The organism is Ruegeria sp. HKCCD7628, assembly GCF_057221005.1.
Genome location: NZ_JBWVBA010000004.1, coordinates 277075 through 294048, shown reverse-complemented (window position 1 = coordinate 294048; position 16974 = coordinate 277075). Strand labels below are relative to the sequence as shown.

18 protein-coding genes are annotated in these 16974 nt (G+C 58.6%); 9 read left to right on the top strand and 9 right to left on the bottom strand.

The features are described from left to right. Positions 1-287: 287 nt before the first annotated feature. Both clpA and gloB read right to left on the bottom strand, forming a co-directional pair. Complete coding sequence (clpA, locus tag AC2TAD_RS11995) at positions 288-2612, bottom strand: ATP-dependent Clp protease ATP-binding subunit ClpA (RefSeq protein WP_170352317.1); 2325 nt, start codon at positions 2610-2612, stop codon at positions 288-290. Between the two features lie 175 nt (positions 2613-2787). Next, the gene (gene gloB, locus AC2TAD_RS11990) at positions 2788-3555 is read right to left on the bottom strand and encodes a hydroxyacylglutathione hydrolase (protein WP_480867882.1); all 768 of its coding nucleotides are present in this window, start codon (positions 3553-3555) and stop codon (positions 2788-2790) included. A 62-nt stretch (positions 3556-3617) separates the two neighbouring features. On the opposite strand from gloB, the gene AC2TAD_RS11985 reads away from it, so the two are divergent. From AC2TAD_RS11985 to AC2TAD_RS11955, 7 genes are all read left to right on the top strand, one after another. Continuing rightward, positions 3618-4352 carry a methyltransferase domain-containing protein gene (locus tag AC2TAD_RS11985; protein WP_170352319.1) on the top strand — a complete coding sequence of 245 codons (735 nt, stop codon included), beginning with the start codon at positions 3618-3620 and terminating at the stop codon, positions 4350-4352. A 312-nt stretch (positions 4353-4664) separates the two neighbouring features. Further along, positions 4665-5225, top strand: a complete 561-nt coding sequence (locus AC2TAD_RS11980) for a F0F1 ATP synthase subunit delta (RefSeq protein ID WP_170352320.1) — start codon at positions 4665-4667, stop codon at positions 5223-5225. Beyond that, positions 5226-6764 carry a F0F1 ATP synthase subunit alpha gene (atpA, locus tag AC2TAD_RS11975; RefSeq protein ID WP_170352321.1) on the top strand — a complete coding sequence of 513 codons (1539 nt, stop codon included), beginning with the start codon at positions 5226-5228 and terminating at the stop codon, positions 6762-6764. 12 nt (positions 6765-6776) lie between these two features. Beyond that, positions 6777-7655 (top strand): F0F1 ATP synthase subunit gamma, encoded by an 879-nt coding sequence (locus AC2TAD_RS11970; RefSeq protein ID WP_170768996.1) that lies wholly within the window; start codon positions 6777-6779, stop codon positions 7653-7655. Between the two features lie 20 nt (positions 7656-7675). Beyond that, positions 7676-9100 (top strand): F0F1 ATP synthase subunit beta, encoded by a 1425-nt coding sequence (atpD, locus tag AC2TAD_RS11965; RefSeq protein ID WP_170352323.1) that lies wholly within the window; start codon positions 7676-7678, stop codon positions 9098-9100. 12 nt (positions 9101-9112) lie between these two features. Continuing rightward, a complete protein-coding gene (locus tag AC2TAD_RS11960; RefSeq protein WP_170753407.1) occupies positions 9113-9523 on the top strand; it encodes a F0F1 ATP synthase subunit epsilon in 411 nt (136 codons plus the stop codon). A gap of 118 nt (positions 9524-9641) precedes the next feature. Continuing rightward, positions 9642-9992, top strand: a complete 351-nt coding sequence (locus AC2TAD_RS11955; RefSeq protein WP_170352325.1) for an H-type lectin domain-containing protein — start codon at positions 9642-9644, stop codon at positions 9990-9992. A 16-nt stretch (positions 9993-10008) separates the two neighbouring features. On the opposite strand, the gene rpiB is transcribed toward AC2TAD_RS11955, so the two are convergent. After that, positions 10009-10458, bottom strand: coding sequence for a ribose 5-phosphate isomerase B (gene rpiB / locus AC2TAD_RS11950; protein WP_480867879.1), 450 nt, complete (start codon positions 10456-10458; stop codon positions 10009-10011). Between the two features lie 57 nt (positions 10459-10515). Continuing rightward, positions 10516-11535, bottom strand: coding sequence for a ribose-phosphate pyrophosphokinase (locus AC2TAD_RS11945; RefSeq protein ID WP_170352327.1), 1020 nt, complete (start codon positions 11533-11535; stop codon positions 10516-10518). Between the two features lie 108 nt (positions 11536-11643). On the opposite strand from AC2TAD_RS11945, the gene AC2TAD_RS11940 reads away from it, so the two are divergent. Beyond that, positions 11644-12246 carry a DsbA family protein gene (locus AC2TAD_RS11940; RefSeq protein WP_480867980.1) on the top strand — a complete coding sequence of 201 codons (603 nt, stop codon included), beginning with the start codon at positions 11644-11646 and terminating at the stop codon, positions 12244-12246. After that, entirely contained in the window at positions 12243-13070 is an 828-nt protein-coding gene (locus AC2TAD_RS11935) for an alpha/beta fold hydrolase (protein ID WP_480867877.1), read from the top strand. Before AC2TAD_RS11940 ends, AC2TAD_RS11935 begins: the two co-directional genes overlap by 4 nt. Here AC2TAD_RS11935 and AC2TAD_RS11930 read toward each other — a convergent pair. The 5 genes from AC2TAD_RS11930 to AC2TAD_RS11910 all read right to left on the bottom strand — a co-directional run bounded on the left by AC2TAD_RS11930 (position 13062) and on the right by AC2TAD_RS11910 (position 16965). Continuing rightward, complete coding sequence (locus AC2TAD_RS11930) at positions 13062-14096, bottom strand: threonine aldolase family protein (RefSeq protein WP_480867875.1); 1035 nt, start codon at positions 14094-14096, stop codon at positions 13062-13064. The two genes, AC2TAD_RS11935 and AC2TAD_RS11930, sit on opposite strands and share 9 nt — an antisense overlap. Then, positions 14096-14569, bottom strand: a complete 474-nt coding sequence (locus tag AC2TAD_RS11925) for a YcgN family cysteine cluster protein (RefSeq protein WP_170783791.1) — start codon at positions 14567-14569, stop codon at positions 14096-14098. Before AC2TAD_RS11925 ends, AC2TAD_RS11930 begins: the two co-directional genes overlap by 1 nt. Further along, entirely contained in the window at positions 14566-15498 is a 933-nt protein-coding gene (locus AC2TAD_RS11920; RefSeq protein WP_480867874.1) for a bifunctional riboflavin kinase/FAD synthetase, read from the bottom strand. The genes AC2TAD_RS11925 and AC2TAD_RS11920 overlap by 4 nt, the downstream gene beginning before the upstream one ends. Positions 15499-15545: 47 nt before the next feature. Next, positions 15546-15989, bottom strand: coding sequence for a MaoC family dehydratase (locus AC2TAD_RS11915; RefSeq protein WP_170352332.1), 444 nt, complete (start codon positions 15987-15989; stop codon positions 15546-15548). A 100-nt stretch (positions 15990-16089) separates the two neighbouring features. Further along, on the bottom strand, positions 16090-16965 hold the full coding sequence (locus tag AC2TAD_RS11910) for a TIGR01459 family HAD-type hydrolase (protein ID WP_170352333.1): 876 nt from the start codon (positions 16963-16965) through the stop codon (positions 16090-16092). Between the last annotated feature and the right edge of the window lie 9 nt (positions 16966-16974).

The window sequence follows — 16974 nt, the reverse complement described above, 5'->3', positions numbered from 1 at the left end:
TTCGGGACATGTGCTGGGACGGGCACAGAATACGCTTTATTGACTTCGAATATTTCGATCCAAGCCAGGCCGGATCGATTAGAAAAGCCCGAGATATTGGCATCGCACTTTTGTCTGCCCTTTCTCAAGGGGGTGAAGGCGTACGTTATGCCCGTTCGTTTTTGTCAGCGTATCGCTTGGCTCGCAGGAAGAGGTCGAAGCCGTATTTAACACCGCTATGGGATCAACCGATATAACGGTGCAATGAAAAACCCGCCGCATTAGGCGGGTTTTTCTTTTCTCATCGATCAGTCAGCTGTGAGCAAGGGTGGTTTGTCGCCCGGTATGCGGGGCTGATCGGGGCCCAGAATTTCCAGGTTCAGATCGCCTTTCTTGACCGAAACGCGGACCACGCCGCCCTTGGCCAGCTTGCCAAATAGCAGCTCCTCGGCCAAAGGCTTCTTGATGTGTTCCTGAATGACGCGGCCCAGCGGGCGCGCACCCATCTTGTCGTCATACCCTTTGTCCGCCAACCATTCGGCGGCCTTGGGTGTCAGGTCAAAGGTCACATTGCGGTCCATCAACTGTGCCTCAAGCTGCAGCACGAATTTCTCGACAACTTGAAGGATGACCTCTTTAGGCAGCGGCGCGAACGAAATCACCGCGTCCAGACGGTTGCGGAATTCCGGTGTGAAGGTCCGTTCAATCGCAGCGGTATCTTCGCCTTCGCGACGGTCGCGTCCAAAGCCGATCGCGGCCTTGGCTTGCTCCTGAGCGCCAGCGTTCGAGGTCATGATCAGCACAACGTTGCGGAAATTCACCGTGCGGCCGTTGTGGTCCGTCAGCTCACCATGATCCATAACCTGCAGCAGGATGTTAAAGACGTCCGGATGCGCTTTCTCGATCTCATCCAGCAGCAGCACGCAATGCGGATGCTGGTCAACGCCGTCAGTCAGAAGACCGCCCTGATCGAACCCGACATAACCCGGAGGCGCACCGATCAGACGAGAAACGGCGTGTTTCTCCATGTATTCAGACATGTCGAAACGCAGCAGTTCTACACCCAGCGTATCTGCCAGCTGTTTCGCCACTTCGGTTTTGCCCACACCGGTCGGACCTGCGAACAGGTAATTACCGATGGGCTTTTCAGGTTCACGAAGGCCCGCGCGCGCCAGTTTGATCGCGCTGGACAGCGCGACAATGGCGTCGTCCTGACCGAACACCACCCGTTTCAGCGAGGTCTCAAGGTCTTTCAGAACCTCGGCATCGTCCTTGGTGACGTTCTTGGGCGGGATGCGCGCGATCTTGGCGACCACGGCCTCAATCTCTTTCACGCCGATGGTTTTGCGACGCTTGCTTTCCGCGACCAAATGCTGAGCTGCACCGGCCTCGTCAATCACGTCGATAGCCTTGTCAGGCAGTTTGCGGTCATTGATGTAGCGCGCCGACAGTTCCACCGCCGTTTTGATCGCGTCCGCAGTGTATTTGATCGCGTGATGCTCTTCAAAATACGGTTTAAGGCCGCGCAGGATTTTCACGCTGTCCTCGACCGAAGGCTCATTCACGTCGATCTTCTGGAACCGGCGGCTAAGCGCGCGGTCCTTTTCGAAATGCTGCCGGAACTCTTTGTAGGTGGTCGAACCCATCGTGCGCAGTTTACCGCCCTGTAGGGCAGGTTTCAGAAGGTTCGACGCATCCATTGCGCCGCCCGAAGTGGCTCCTGCGCCGATGACCGTGTGAATCTCGTCAATAAACAGCACGGCATCGGGATGCTCTTCCAATTCGGTTACGACTGCTTTCAGTCGCTCCTCGAAATCACCGCGATAACGCGTGCCCGCCAGCAAAGCGCCCATATCCAGCGAGTAAATCGTGGTTTCGGACAGCACATCGGGCGCTTCGCCCACGACGATTTTATGGGCCAAACCTTCGGCGATAGCGGTTTTCCCCACGCCCGGATCACCCACCAACAGCGGGTTATTCTTGCGGCGACGGCAAAGCACTTGAATGCAACGTTCAACCTCATCCGCGCGGCCAATCAGCGGATCTACATCCCCTGCACGGGATTTGGTGTTCAGATCAACGCAGTATTTGCCAAGTGCGCTTTCCTTCTGCTCACCTTCGCCAGCAGAGGGTTGCGTTTCGTCCTCGACCTGATCCGCGCCCGAGACCGATCGGCTTTCGCCGTAAGCTGGGTCTTTGGCGACGCCATGTGCGATGAAATTCACCGCGTCATACCGTGTCATGTCCTGTTCTTGCAGGAAATAGGCCGCGTTGCTTTCGCGTTCAGCAAAGATCGCAACCAGCACGTTTGCGCCCGTGACCTCGGTCCGGCCCGAGCTTTGAACGTGGATGGCGGCGCGCTGGATCACGCGTTGGAAAGCGGCCGTTGGCACAGCCTCGGACCCGTCGATATCCGTAACCAGATTAGACAGGTCTTCGTCGATGAATTCGACCAGAGTGCTGCGCAGCTCATCCAGATCGACGCTGCAGGCTTTCATAACTCGGATCGCGTCCGGTTCTTCCAGCAGCGCCAGCAGCAGATGCTCTAGCGTGGCGAATTCGTGTCGCCGTTCGTTCGCAGCCGCAAGGGCCGCGTGAATGGCTTGTTCTAATGTGCTCGAGAATGAAGGCACGCGGGTGCTCCTCTGTCTTGGGTCGGAAGGGGCGCGGGCTTTAGGCCGGATCCCCAACCCAACCGTGTCCTCATACTATTAGAGTTTGGTTGATCATGGCCCGGCTTCAAGGGTTTTCTTTCACTTGACAGTCACATTTATTGTGACCGTGGCCGTGAAGCGGGTGAAATAGGCATCAAAACCTGTCTTTTCTAGCCCGAATTTCTGCAAATACCGCAGCGGGTTCAGCGCCCGACATCCCTAAATGCGCTTGAATCGCCGGATCAGCGGCGCGCAGAAACGGATTTGTGGCCTTTTCCAGCGCCAAACTTGACGGCACCGTAGGTTCGCCAGCGGCACGGGCGCGGTCGATATCCGTCGCGCGTTCGCGCAGCGCGGCATTGTCTGGGTCGACGGTCAGAGCGAATTTGGCGTTGGATTGCGTATATTCGTGACCCGAACACACCAGAGTATCGTCGGGCAAAGCGGCCAGCTTGGATAATGAGTCCCACATCTGCGGGGCGGTTCCTTCAAACAGGCGACCACATCCCAAAGCCATCAAACTGTCGGCGGTAAATACAACGGCGCTTTGCGGCATATAGAATGCGATGTGTCCAACTGTATGGCCCGAGACATCCAGCACTTGCACCGTCTCTCCGCCCAACTCAAACGTATCGCCTTCGCTGACTTGTTGGTCCAAAGGGGGCAAACGATGCGCGTCCGCAGCGGCCCCTATGACTTTAGCGGGGTGCTTTTCCAGAATTCCGGGCAACCCGTCCACATGGTCAAAGTGGTGATGCGTCAGTAACACGTGGCTGAGTTTCCAGCCGCGCTGGTCCAGCTGGGCCAGAATGGGGGCAGCCTCTGGCGCGTCGATCAATGCGGTGTTGCCGCTTGCGGCGTCATGCGCCAGAAAAGCGTAGTTATCGCTGAGACATGGGATGGTGACGATCTCAAGAGGCATGGCCTTTTGCCCTTTCGTTGCTAGACTGCGCCGAAGCTAAGCCGATTGACCGGGTGTCCGCAATGCATCTTGATGTGCAGGATCTTAGGAATTTCTACTACCGCAGCACATTGGGGCGTGCGGCGCAGGCGGCGATCCGGGGTCGGTTGATCGCGCAATGGCCCGAAGCCAAGGGCCAGACGGTCGCTGGGTTTGGCTTTGCCGTACCCTTGCTGCGTCCCTATCTGGCAGATGCCCGGCGGGTGATCGGGCTGATGCCTGGACCGCAAGGCGTGATGCCGTGGCCCGCAGGGATGCCCAATGTCTCGGTCCTGACGGAAGAGACGATGTGGCCGATTGAGACCGGGCATGTGGACAAGCTGGTGGTGATGCACGGGCTTGAGACCTCGCAACGGCCGAGCGAGCTGTTAAATGAATGCTGGCGGGTTCTGGGCCCCGGAGGGCGCGCGTTCTTTATTGTGCCCAACCGCGCGGGGTTGTGGTCGCGAACGGACCGGACGCCGTTTGGCTTTGGACGCCCTTATTCAGCGACGCAGTTAGAAAACCAGCTTCGGGCGCATCATTTTGAACCGGAAAGCCATTGTTCAGCATTGTATCTGCCGCCGTCATTCCGCCGATTTTGGCTCAAGTCGGGCAGTTTGATTGAAAAGACGGGTCAGCGGATTCCCACGGTCATGGCCGGAGGTGTCTTGATGGTCGAAGCAACTAAACACATCCGGCCTCCAAGCGGCAGCGTCACAAAGGATCCTGTTCGTCGGCCGATCAAGGCGTTGGACGGTTTGCTGAAGCCCGCCTAACTTTTGTCCACTTTTGGAACTCCGCCACGCGAAGAAAATGCGGGAAAATGGTCACAGGAATCGCAAAAACCTACACTTTCGTAACATTTTTAGTCCCTTCCAACCGGACAAAAGGGTCGCACCCTGCGTAACTCCATGAAATCAAACATTTTGTGGATAAGGCTGCCCTCGTGATAATATGTTGCGAGCTGTGTTCGGCTCTGCTACATCCCCGGTGATTTTGATCCCCGACCGTATGGCCGGGGTTTCTTCACGCCCCCGGGGTAGCTGCCGCAACGCGAATTCGGGGCCTCAAATATCGGAAGGGTGGACGTGTCCGAACCAGCTTCGATTTCCACAGGCATTGCCGAGCGCTATGCCACTGCGATTTTCGAGATCGCGAAAGAGAATAAAGACCTCGCAGGTCTGGAGACCGGAATTAACGATCTGGCAGCAGCATTGGGCGACAGCGCCGAACTGCGTAACCTGATCGCTTCGCCTCTGGTTTCGCGCGCCGAACAGGAAGGCGCCATTACAGCGATCGCTGACAAGATGGGCCTGAACGCGATACTGCGTAATACGCTGGGTCTGATGGCGCAAAAACGCCGCCTGTTTGTCGTGCCGCAGCTGGTGCAGGTTCTGCGCGACATGCTGGCCGAAGAGCGTGGCGAAGTAACCGCCGATGTCGCCTCGGCCAAGGCCCTGACCAAGACACAGATGGAAAAACTGTCCAAAACGCTGTCCGAGCGTGTGGGCAAGACCGTGACAATCAATGCGACCGTGGATGAAAGCCTCATCGGCGGTCTTGTCGTTAAAGTGGGCTCGAAGATGATCGATAGCTCGATCCGTTCGAAGCTGAACTCCCTACAGAATGCAATGAAAGAGGTCGGATAAATGGGAATCCAAGCTGCAGAGATTTCTGCAATCCTGAAGGACCAGATCAAGAACTTTGGTCAGGAAGCAGAAGTGGCCGAAATCGGCCGCGTGCTGAGCGTCGGTGACGGGATTGCCCGTGTATACGGCCTGGACAATGTGCAAGCCGGTGAGATGGTCGAATTCCCCGGTGGCATCATGGGCATGGCCCTGAACTTGGAAAGCGACAACGTCGGTGTCGTTATCTTCGGTTCTGACCGTGACATCAAAGAAGGTGACACCGTCAAGCGCACCAACTCGATCGTGGACGTTCCGATCGGTGACGAACTTCTGGGCCGTGTTGTTGACGGTCTGGGCAATCCGCTGGACGGCAAAGGCCCGATCAATGCCTCCAAGCGTGGCGTTGCAGACGTCAAAGCCCCTGGCATCATCCCGCGTAAATCGGTGCACGAGCCGATGGCAACCGGCCTGAAATCGGTTGACGCGATGATCCCGATCGGCCGTGGCCAGCGTGAGCTGATCATTGGTGACCGTCAGACCGGTAAAACCGCCGTTGCTCTGGACACCATCCTGAACCAGAAAGTCTACAACGACGCAGCAGGCGACGACGAGTCGAAGAAACTGTACTGCATCTACGTGGCTGTTGGTCAGAAGCGTTCGACCGTTGCGCAGCTGGTGAAGAAGCTGGAAGAATCCGGCGCGATTGAATACTCGATCGTTGTGGCCGCAACCGCGTCCGACCCGGCGCCGATGCAGTTCCTGGCGCCGTACTCGGCGACCGCGATGGCCGAATACTTCCGCGACAACGGCCGCCACGCGCTGATCATCTATGATGACCTGTCGAAGCAGGCTGTGTCCTATCGTCAGATGTCCCTGCTGCTGCGTCGTCCGCCCGGACGTGAAGCCTATCCTGGTGACGTTTTCTACCTCCACTCCCGTCTGCTGGAGCGTTCGGCGAAGCTGAACGAAGATTTCGGCGCAGGCTCGCTGACCGCTCTGCCGGTTATTGAAACCCAAGGTGGCGACGTTTCGGCGTTTATTCCGACCAACGTGATCTCGATCACCGACGGTCAGATCTTCCTGGAAACCGAACTGTTCTACCAGGGCATCCGTCCTGCTGTGAACACCGGTCTGTCGGTTTCGCGTGTGGGCTCGTCGGCCCAAACCAACGCGATGAAATCGGTCGCTGGTCCGGTAAAACTGGAGCTGGCTCAGTATCGCGAAATGGCTGCGTTTGCGCAGTTCGGTTCGGACCTCGACGCCGCGACCCAGCAGCTGCTGAACCGTGGTGCGCGCCTGACCGAGCTGATGAAACAGCCGCAGTACTCGCCGCTGACCAACGCGGAAATCGTCTGCGTCATCTTCGCGGGCACCAACGGTTACCTCGATAAGATCGACGTCTCGGACGTTGGCCGCTATGAGGCCGGTCTGCTGGCGCACCTGCGCGGCAAGCACGCCGACCTGCTGAAATGGCTGACAGACGAAGATCCCAAGATCAAAGGTGACGCGTCCGACAAGATCAAGGCAGCGATCGACGAATACGCCGCGACCTTCGCGTAACGGGGGGTTCCGATGCCTAGTCTGAAGGACCTTAAAAACAGGATCGAGTCGGTCAAATCGACCCGCAAGATCACCAAGGCCATGCAGATGGTCGCGGCTGCAAAACTGCGCCGCGCCCAGGAATCTGCCGAAGCCTCGCGTCCCTATGCCGAGCGGTTCAATGCCGTGATGGCGGGGCTGGCGGCTTCGGTCGGGGGCAGCGACAGCGCCCCCAAGCTGCTCCGTGGTACGGGCAGCGATGATGTCCATCTGCTGGTTGTGATGACAGCTGAACGCGGCCTCTGCGGCGGCTTCAACTCGAACATCGCCAAGCTGGCCCGCCAAAAGGCGGAAGAGCTGCGCGGCAAAGGCAAGACGGTCAAGGTTCTGACCGTTGGCAAGAAAGGCCGCGACGCGCTCAAGCGCGATTTGGGCGATCTGTTCGTTGGACATGTCGACCTGAGCGAGGTCAAGCGCATTGGCTATGCCAACGCGCAGGACATCGCGAAGGACATCCTGTCCCGCTTTGACGGGGCTGAGTTCGATGTTGCCACGATCTTCTACTCGAAGTTCGTCAACGTCGTGACCCAGATCCCGACGGCACAGCAAATCATCCCCGCCTCGTTCGAGGACGACGCGGCAGGTGACGACAGCGGTGCCATCTTCGACTACGAGCCCAGCGAAGAGGCCATTCTGGCCGACCTGCTGCCCAAGGGGGTTGCCACCGCGATCTTCTCGGCTCTGCTCGAAAACGGAGCGTCTGAACAGGGTGCACGGATGTCCGCAATGGACAACGCGACACGCAACGCGGGCGAAATGATCGACAAGCTGACGATCCAGTTCAACCGCTCGCGTCAGGCCGTGATCACCAACGAGCTGATTGAAATTATTTCCGGCGCCGAAGCGCTGTAGAGACATACCGGAGACGAAACATGGCGAATGCAAAAGGCAAAGTCACACAGATCATCGGGGCCGTCGTCGACGTCCAGTTTGATGACGCACTGCCTGAAATTCTGAACGCGCTGGAAACCACCAACAACGGCAAGCGCCTGGTGTTGGAAGTTGCTCAGCACCTGGGCGAAAACACCGTCCGCACCATTGCGATGGACGCGACCGAAGGTCTGGTCCGTGGCGAAGTTGTGACCGACACCGGCGCACCGATCTCGGTTCCGGTCGGCAATGCCACCCTGGGCCGCATCCTGAACGTGGTCGGCGAGCCGATCGACGAAAAAGGCCCGGTTGAAGCAACCGAGGCCCGCGCGATTCACCAGCCCGCGCCCGAGTTCGCGGAACAGTCGACCGAGTCGGAAATCCTTGTGACCGGCATCAAGGTTGTGGACCTGCTGGCCCCCTACGCCAAAGGCGGTAAGATCGGCCTGTTCGGCGGTGCCGGCGTTGGCAAAACCGTTCTGATCATGGAACTGATCAACAACATCGCAAAAGTGCACTCGGGCTTCTCGGTGTTCGCGGGTGTTGGTGAACGGACCCGTGAAGGCAACGACCTGTATCACGAAATGATCGAATCGAACGTCATCAAGCCCGACAACCTGTCGGAATCGCAGGTGGCCCTGGTCTACGGTCAGATGAACGAACCTCCGGGAGCGCGTGCGCGTGTTGCTCTGACCGGCCTGACACTGGCCGAGCAGTTCCGTGACCAGTCCGGCACCGACGTTCTGTTCTTCGTCGACAACATCTTCCGCTTTACGCAGGCGGGATCCGAGGTTTCGGCTCTGCTGGGTCGTATTCCTTCGGCGGTGGGCTACCAGCCGACGCTGGCTACCGACATGGGCGCCCTGCAAGAACGCATCACCTCGACCAAGTCGGGCTCGATCACCTCGGTGCAGGCCATCTACGTTCCCGCGGACGACTTGACCGACCCCGCGCCGGCAACATCGTTTGCTCACTTGGATGCAACCACCGTTCTTAACCGTGCGATCTCGGAAAAGGGTATCTACCCGGCTGTTGACCCGCTCGACTCGTCCTCGCGTCTGTTGGACCCCGCGATTGTGGGTGAAGAGCACTACGCGGTTGCGACCGACGTTCAGCAGATCCTCCAGCGCTACAAGTCGCTTCAGGACATCATCGCCATCCTCGGCATGGACGAACTGTCGGAAGAAGACAAACTGACCGTGGCCCGTGCCCGTAAGATCGAACGCTTCATGTCGCAGCCGTTCGACGTTGCACAGGTTTTCACCGGCTCGCCGGGCGTTCAGGTTCCTCTGGACGTGACCATCGCGTCGTTCAAAGCTGTTGTCGCTGGCGAATACGATCACCTGCCCGAAGCGGCCTTCCTGATGGTTGGCGGCATCGACGAAGTGATCGCCAAAGCGGAAAAGATGGCCGCAGAAGCCGCCTAAGGAGTATCCCTGATGGCAAACACGATGCAATTCGACCTAGTCAGCCCCGAGCGGAGCCTTGCTTCGCTTGAGGCCACCGCGGTCCAGCTTCCCGGCGCGGATGGGGACATGACGGCGATGCCCGATCATGCCCCCACCATCACGACGCTGCGCCCTGGTCTGCTGAAGGTTGAGGCACCTGCAGGAGCCAGCGAATACCTGGTCACCGGCGGGTTTGCCCAGATCAACGGCGACGGCCTGTCGGTTCTGGCTGAAAAGGCTATCCCGGTTGCCGAAGTGACCCGGTCGCATCTGGACGACCTGATCGCGGAAGCCCGCGCTTCGCACGAGGCCGCAAAGTCTGGCGACGATCAGTCGATCGTAGACGATGCAGCCAAGCTGCTGGCCGACATGGAAGCGCTTGGGACGCATATGAGCCTGTAACGGCTTGTTGCAAATGGATCATTAGAAACGGCCCTGCGACAGTAGGGCCGTTTTTTTGTCGTGATTTCATCATGAAGCCGAATTAGATTTCGGGAATTGATAAAGAACAGACAATAAAATGAAGACGTTTCGAACCCATCCTATTGGTATCGACCAAGGCGAGACCGTGGTGTTTTCCGAATTTTCCAACGGTGGTGACATGTGGACCGGCAACGGTACGCGCGAGAGACGCTCGGCTGTGACGTTTCGCCAGCCGTTCCGATCTGCGCCGGTTGTTCAGATCGGTATATCCCTATGGGATGTGGACACAACCTCGGCGTTGCGGGCCGAAGTGAAGGCCGAAAACACTACGAACGAAGGATTCGACGCAGTGTTCCGCACTTGGTCAGACACGCGAATCGCACGGATTAGGGTGACGTGGACCGCGATCGGCGAGGTTGCGCATGAGGATGATTGGGACATCTCCTGATGCCCGTGGTCAAGTGTCAGTCAGTTGATGCTTCGATCATTCCGACGCGGGTCGCGTGACGGCCACCTTCGAACTCGGCACCAAGGAACGCGGCGACAATGTCCAGCGCTTGCCCTTCACCGACGACACGCGCGCCGATGGACAGCATGTTGGCGTCATTGTGCTGACGGATCATCCGGGCCGAGAATGCGTCAGAACACACGCCACAGCGTATGCCGGGCACTTTGTTTGCCGCCATCATGATGCCCTGTCCAGTGCCACATAGAATAATGCCCAGCTGACAATCGCCGGATGCGACGGCTTCGGCTGCGGCTTTGCCGTGGATTGGATAGTGCGTGCTCTCGGGTGTCTTCGGCCCGATGTCCACGACCTCCCATCCGAGGTCAGTGACATGCTTGGCGATGGCCTGACGCAGATCGATGGCGGCATGGTCGCTGGAAAGAACAATACGTTTTGCGGCTGTCACGGGACGCTCCTGCCTGTTGGGTTGGTACGAAAAGGGTGGCCGCGCCACCCTTGTCAATCAGTCCATGTGGTACATGGATTCGTAGATCGGGGTCAGGGTCTTGTCCTCGAACAAGGACGATACCGAGGTGCCGTTCCAGATGTTCAGGATTGCCTGTGTAAAGATCGGCGCGGTCGGCACGATCCGGATATTCTTGGCTTTGGCGACCTCTTTGGTGGGTTGGATCGTGTCGGTCAGAACCAGAGACTTCATGACTGAGTTTGTCACACGTTCCACCGCTGGGCCGCTCATGACGCCGTGGGTGATATAGGAATGCACCTCTTTCGCGCCGTTATCCAGCAGCACTTGAGCCGCCTTACACAGAGTTCCGGCGGTATCGCACATGTCGTCCACGATTAGGCAGATCTTGTCTTTGACGTCGCCGATGACAGTCATTTCGGCCACTTCACCCGCCTTTTCGCGGCGTTTGTCGACGATCGACAACGGCGCTTCGATCCGTTTGGCCAACTCGCGCGCGCGGGCCACGCCGCCCACATCGGGTGAGACCACCATGATCTCATCCATCTGGTCCTTGAACTGGTTTTTCACATCCAGCGCAAAGATCGGCGAGGCATAGAGGTTGTCCACCGGGATATCAAAGAACCCCTGAATCTGCGCGGCGTGCAGGTCCATGGTCAGAACCCGCTCGATCCCGGCGCCGGTCAGCATGTTGGCGACCAGCTTGGCTGAAATCGGCGTGCGCGCCTTGGTGCGGCGGTCCTGACGGGCATAGCCGAAATAGGGGATCACGGCGGTGATCCGCTGCGCGGACGAACGGCGCAGTGCATCGGCGATGATCAGAAGCTCCATCAGGTTGTCGTTTGCCGGGTTCGAGGTCGGCTGGACGATGAACATATCCTCGCCGCGCACATTCTCGAACACTTCGACGAAAATCTCACCGTCGTTAAAGCGTTCGACGCGCGCATCGACGAGGCCCTGATCGACGCCGCGATACAGGCTCATGCGGCGGGCAATGGATTCGGCAAGCGGAAGATTGGCGTTCCCAGCGATCAGCTTGGGTTCGTGGAGTGTCGGCATCGGCTGAAGTCCCCGGGCAGCAATGGCAAATGTGACAGATTCGTGATGTTGACACCGCTTACCACGGCCTTACCGTCCAGCAAAGACAACGCAGCGGAGAAAGTGAACATGGCCACCATTGACTACTATTTTGCGACAATTTCGCCCTTCACCTACTTGGCCGGAAACCGGCTTGAAGAGGTCGCGGCAAAGCACGGCGCGACGATCAACTACAAGCCGCTGGATATCATGGCGCTGTTCGGACGCACCGGGGGAACTCCACCGAAGGACCGGCACATTTCGCGCATCGAATACCGGGCGCAGGAACTGCAGCGGCAAGCCAAGAATCTGGGAATGGAGTTCAACCTGAAACCTGCTCATTGGCCCACGAATATGGCACCGTCCTCTTACGCTGTGATAGCCGCCGCCAAGGAAGGCTCGGGTGATGTCGGACAGCTGGTTCATTCCATTCTTCGCGCCTGCTGGGCCGAAGAAAAAGACGTCGCGCAGGACGAAGTGATCCGTGAATGCCTGTCTTCCGCAGGGTTCGATCCCTCTCTGGCCGATAGCGGCTTGCTGGTCGGGGCCGATACCTATGCCGCCAATCTTGAGGAGGCCGTAGACAAAGGCGCGTTTGGTGCGCCGTTCTATATCACCGAAGATGGTCAACGGTTCTGGGGACAGGACCGGCTAGAGGACCTGGACCGTCACCTGAGCGAGATGAAAGGGTGAAGGATTTGATGCCGTCGGTTCACGTCAGAACCTTGGGGCAGGGCGAGCGCAAAGTGCTGGCCCTGCATTGCACGATTGCTCACTCTGGGGCGTGGGCAGGGTTGGCGGGCGTGTTGGGGGATGACGCGACATTTGTCGCGCCCGATATGCCCTCACACGGTAAGAGCCCCGATTGGAACGAACAGGGCGATCTGTTCGATTTGTTGACCGAACAGACTGTCGAGCAATTGACAGAGCCGATGGATGTCATCGGTCATTCCTTTGGCGCGATGATCGCGCTGCGCCTGGCGATGGAACACCCAGATCTGGTCCGCAGTGCGGTTCTGATCGAGCCGGTATTCTTTGCCGTTGCCAAGCAGGGCGCGCCTGATCTGCTGGCGCAGCATGACCATGAGGCGCAACCTTATGCAAAGGCTTTAGCTGACGGTGATATGGAACTGGCCGCGCGCCTTTTCAACAGGATGTGGAGCACCGATGACAGCCCTCGCTGGCCGGACCTACCCGAACGGACCCGTGCCGCAATGACCCGCGGTGTGCATCTTGTTCCTGCGGTTAAAGATGATTTGTTCGAGGATAAAAAGGGCTTGCTGGCCCCCGATATGATGAGCCGCGCAAATATGCCCATTCTATTGGTCAACGGGTCACGTACACATCCCGCGATGCCCGCGATCTGTGAAGGGCTGCAACAACGCCTGCCCAATGCCTCGGGCTGTGTCATTGAAGGGGCAGGGCACATGGCCCCGATCACGCATCCTCGGGACATGGCGCGCGTGATACGCGATTTCTGGGATGGGCAGCCTTCGGAAGTGCTGACCTTACAGTAGTGCGATGAACTGGTCGATCTGTTCAGGGCTGATCGACCAGTCGCAGACCAGACGACAAGCAAGCGGCTCTGCGTCATCGGCCCCGTTCAGCTCTCCGCCCCACAGATGATAGACTGCACCCGCGTCGTGCAATTGCTTGTGCCGCGCGCGCGAGAATTCGGCGAAGATCATGTTTGCCTGCGGTTGATGCAGGAAAGAGGCCCCCTTGGCCCGCAGCCCGTCAGCCAGACGTGCGCAATTGTCATTGGCCTGACGCGCCATCTGCAACCAAAGGTCGTCCTGCAGATAGGCGGCCATCTGAGCCGACAAGTACCGGTGTTTCGAAAACAGATGCGCGCCACGTTTCCGGCGCAGCTCGAACTCCCAGGCTTTGGTCTCGTCGAAAAAGACGACCGCCTCGACCCCCATCAGTCCGTTCTTTGTGCCGCCAAAGCTGACCGCATCAACACCCGATTTCCATGTCATCTCGGCCGGAGAACAGTTCAGCGCGACCAGCGCATTGGTGAACCGCGCACCGTCCAGATGCACCGGCAGGCCGTATTCCTTGGCAACAACGCACAGCGCCTGCAACTCTTCCAGCGAATAAACCGAACCTCGCTCGGTCACCTGCGTGATCGAGACTGGCCCGCGTTGCGGCCCATGCACACCGCGAGTTTCTTCGGCCAGAATGGTGCTGCGCAATGCGTCTGCCGTCATCTTGTCACCACCGGGCACCAGCGTCAGCTTGGCGCCGCTGTAGAATTCCGGGGCGTTGCACTCGTCCTCGTGAATATGCGCAACGGGGGAACAAAACACGGTGTCCCACGGGTTCGCCAGCGTCGACAGAGCCAAAGAATTCGCCGCCGTCCCGGTCGCCACCAGATAGACAGCTGCCCCCGGCGCTTCAAAGATACCACGGATACGGTCGCGCACCTCGTTCATCAGCGTGTCGGCCCCGTAGGCCATCTGATAGCCCTCATTCGCGGCGCTCAACGCGGCCATCACTTGCGGGTGAACCGGTCCGGAATTGTCAGAGGCGAAATACATCAGTTGGGCTCCTCAATGATATAGTCTTCCCACTCTTCCATGGGGGTTTCGAACTCGGACACCGTGCGCCCCTGAACCGAGACCCCGGCGGCGTGTACGCTGTCGGGCGTACCAGATATCAAAGGGTGCCAGTCGTAAAGGGGTTTGCCCTCCCACAGCAGCCGATAGGCGCAGGTCTGGGGCAGCCAATAGGCGTGTTCATCGATATTATCGGGCGTCATCACGATGCATTCCGGCACGAATTGGTGGCGGATGTCGTATTGGGTGCAACGGCAGGTCTCATCGTCCAGCAGACGGCAGGCAACGCAGGTCAGGGCAACCTCGCCCGTATCTTCGTCTTCCAGCTTATTGAGGCAGCATTTACCGCAGCCGTCGCACAGCGCCTCCCACTCGCGCTGGTTCATCTTGGTCAACGGTTTGCGTTCCCAGAAGCGGGCGGACAGGCCGTTGCGGTCAATCGGGTCGGTGGTCATAGCGCTGCCAGTAGCGCACGGGCCTTTTCGCAATCTGCATCCATCTGGGTGATCAGCCCGTTCAACCCGTCAAACGTCATCTCGGGGCGCAGGTATTCGACCAGACCAACCGAGAGCGTCGCGCCATAAAGATCACCCGAGAAATCGAACAGGAACGTCTCGATATTGGGGACTTCGCCGTTAAACATGGGGCGCGTGCCCACCGAGGCCGCGCCGTGATAGCTGCCCTGATGCGGGCCATCCAGCACATCAACCAGCACCGCATAGACGCCGAACTTCGGAGGGTGTAGCCCCTCGATCGACATGTTGGCGGTGGGATAACCCAGCTCGCGTCCGCGCTGTTCGCCGCCAATCACCTCGCCCTCGATCCGGTGCCAGTGGCCCAGCATCGCGGCGGCATCCCGCGGGCGACCTTCCGACAGCGCAGTACGGATCGCGGTCGAAGACACGACGTTTTCCGACCGCTCCATCAAGGGGGCGATGGTGACGCCAAAGCCCATCTGGGCCCCGAACCGCACCAGATCATCGGCGGTGCCGCTGCGGCCTTTGCCGAAACAGAAATCGGCCCCGACCACCACATGCGACAGCCCCAGCCCGTCACAGATCACATTGCGTGCGAATTCTTCGGGCGTCAGCCCGGCCAGCGCCGCGTTGAAGGGCAATTCATAAAGCTTCTGCACTCCTAGTTTCTGCAACCGATGCGCGCGGGCATTGCCGCGCATCAGGCGAAAGGGCGGGCTGTCGGGCGCAAAATATTCGCGCGGGTGCGGCTCGAACGTCATCACACCCAGCGGCGCGTCGGGCGCGGCGTTACGTGCCAGCTCGATCACTGAACGGTGGCCGATATGAACGCCATCAAAGTTGCCGATGGCCACACTGGCACTACGGTCCTGAGGCTCGACAAACTGGAAATCCCGAATAATGCGCATAGCGCCTGCCTAGCGGGACTGCGAGGCAGGTTCAAGGGTTTGAGACGTCAGTCGAACTTGCGCGATGGTGCCAGCACCATGGCCTCGCCCATCAACACCTTTTTGCCGTCCACCGCACAGTGGCAATCCAGCTTGACCCGTCGCTTGGCAAAGTCGATGTCGATCACCTTGACCTCGGCGTAGACCATGTCACCGGGGCGAACGGGGGCCAGGAATTTCAGCGACTGCCCCATATAAACTGTGCCGTGGCCCGGCAGTTGTTCACCGATCACGGCCGAGATCAGGCCGGCCGTCAACATCCCGTGGGCAATGCGCCCCTCAAAGATTGTGTCGCGGGCATAGTCGTCATCTAGATGCACGGGATTACGGTCGGTCGAGACCTGCGCGAACATTTCGATATCCTCGTCCGTCACCACTTTGCGCAGGTGGCGGGTCATGCCCATTTCGATGTCTTCAATACAGATCGTGCCGCGCGGAAGATTGTCCAACATGTCACCCTCACTCGATTTCAGTGGGCAACAAAAAAACCAAAGTCACCCAAGTTGGGTAACTTTATTACTTCGCAACTGCAGAAAATCAAGTCTTTTCTGACTAACGTAGCCGTCCGATCGTATAGGTGGGGTTGATGTTTTCCCTTGCGATATAATCGGTTAAGGACTCGTGGTGCGGATGGTGCGACGTTTTGGTTTCCGCCGCAGCCAGTCCGCCCGAAATGAACAGAGAATCAATCCCCTCACCCATGCCCCCAAGAATGTCGGTATGTGGGCCGTCGCCGATGACCAGAATATCCCCATCCGAGATATCGTGACCCAGCTCCTGCAGCCGCCGCCGCGCCAGATCATAGATCGGCGGATGCGGCTTGCCGAAGTAAAGGCTCTCGCCCCCCATCTCGGTGTAGAGCTTGGCCAAAGCGCCCGCACACCATTCCCGAACCTCGCCCCGGTCGACCACGATATCTGGATTGGCGCAGAGAAGTTTCATGCCCTTCTGCTTGGCATAAAGGAAATCCGCGCGGTTGACGTCAGGGTCGGCCATTGGATCGAATGGTCCACAGCAGACAATCCCTTCGGCCTGATCCAGTGGCACACGCTCGATTTGAATTGGGTGGTGCAAAATCTTCAGTGGCTCGAAAAAGCCAGCATCGCGCGCCCATTCTCCCATGAAGTAAACTTTTTCGCCTACAGCGCCTCGAAACATAGCTGAGCGCGCCGAGTCTCCGCTTGTGGCGATCGTATCATATGCATCGTTGGGAACGTTGAATTGTTCCAGTTGCTCGGCCACCCCCGCGCGGGGCTTGGGCGAGTTGGTGACCAGAACAACAATGCCCCCTTTGGCGCGATAACCTTGAAGCGCTGCCACGGCTTCGGGATAGGCGGTTATGCCGTTATGCACGCAGCCCCAGAGGTCGACAAACAGCGCTTTGTAGCGATCGGAGATTTCATCAAGTTTGTGAATAATCTGAGTCATTGAGCTGCC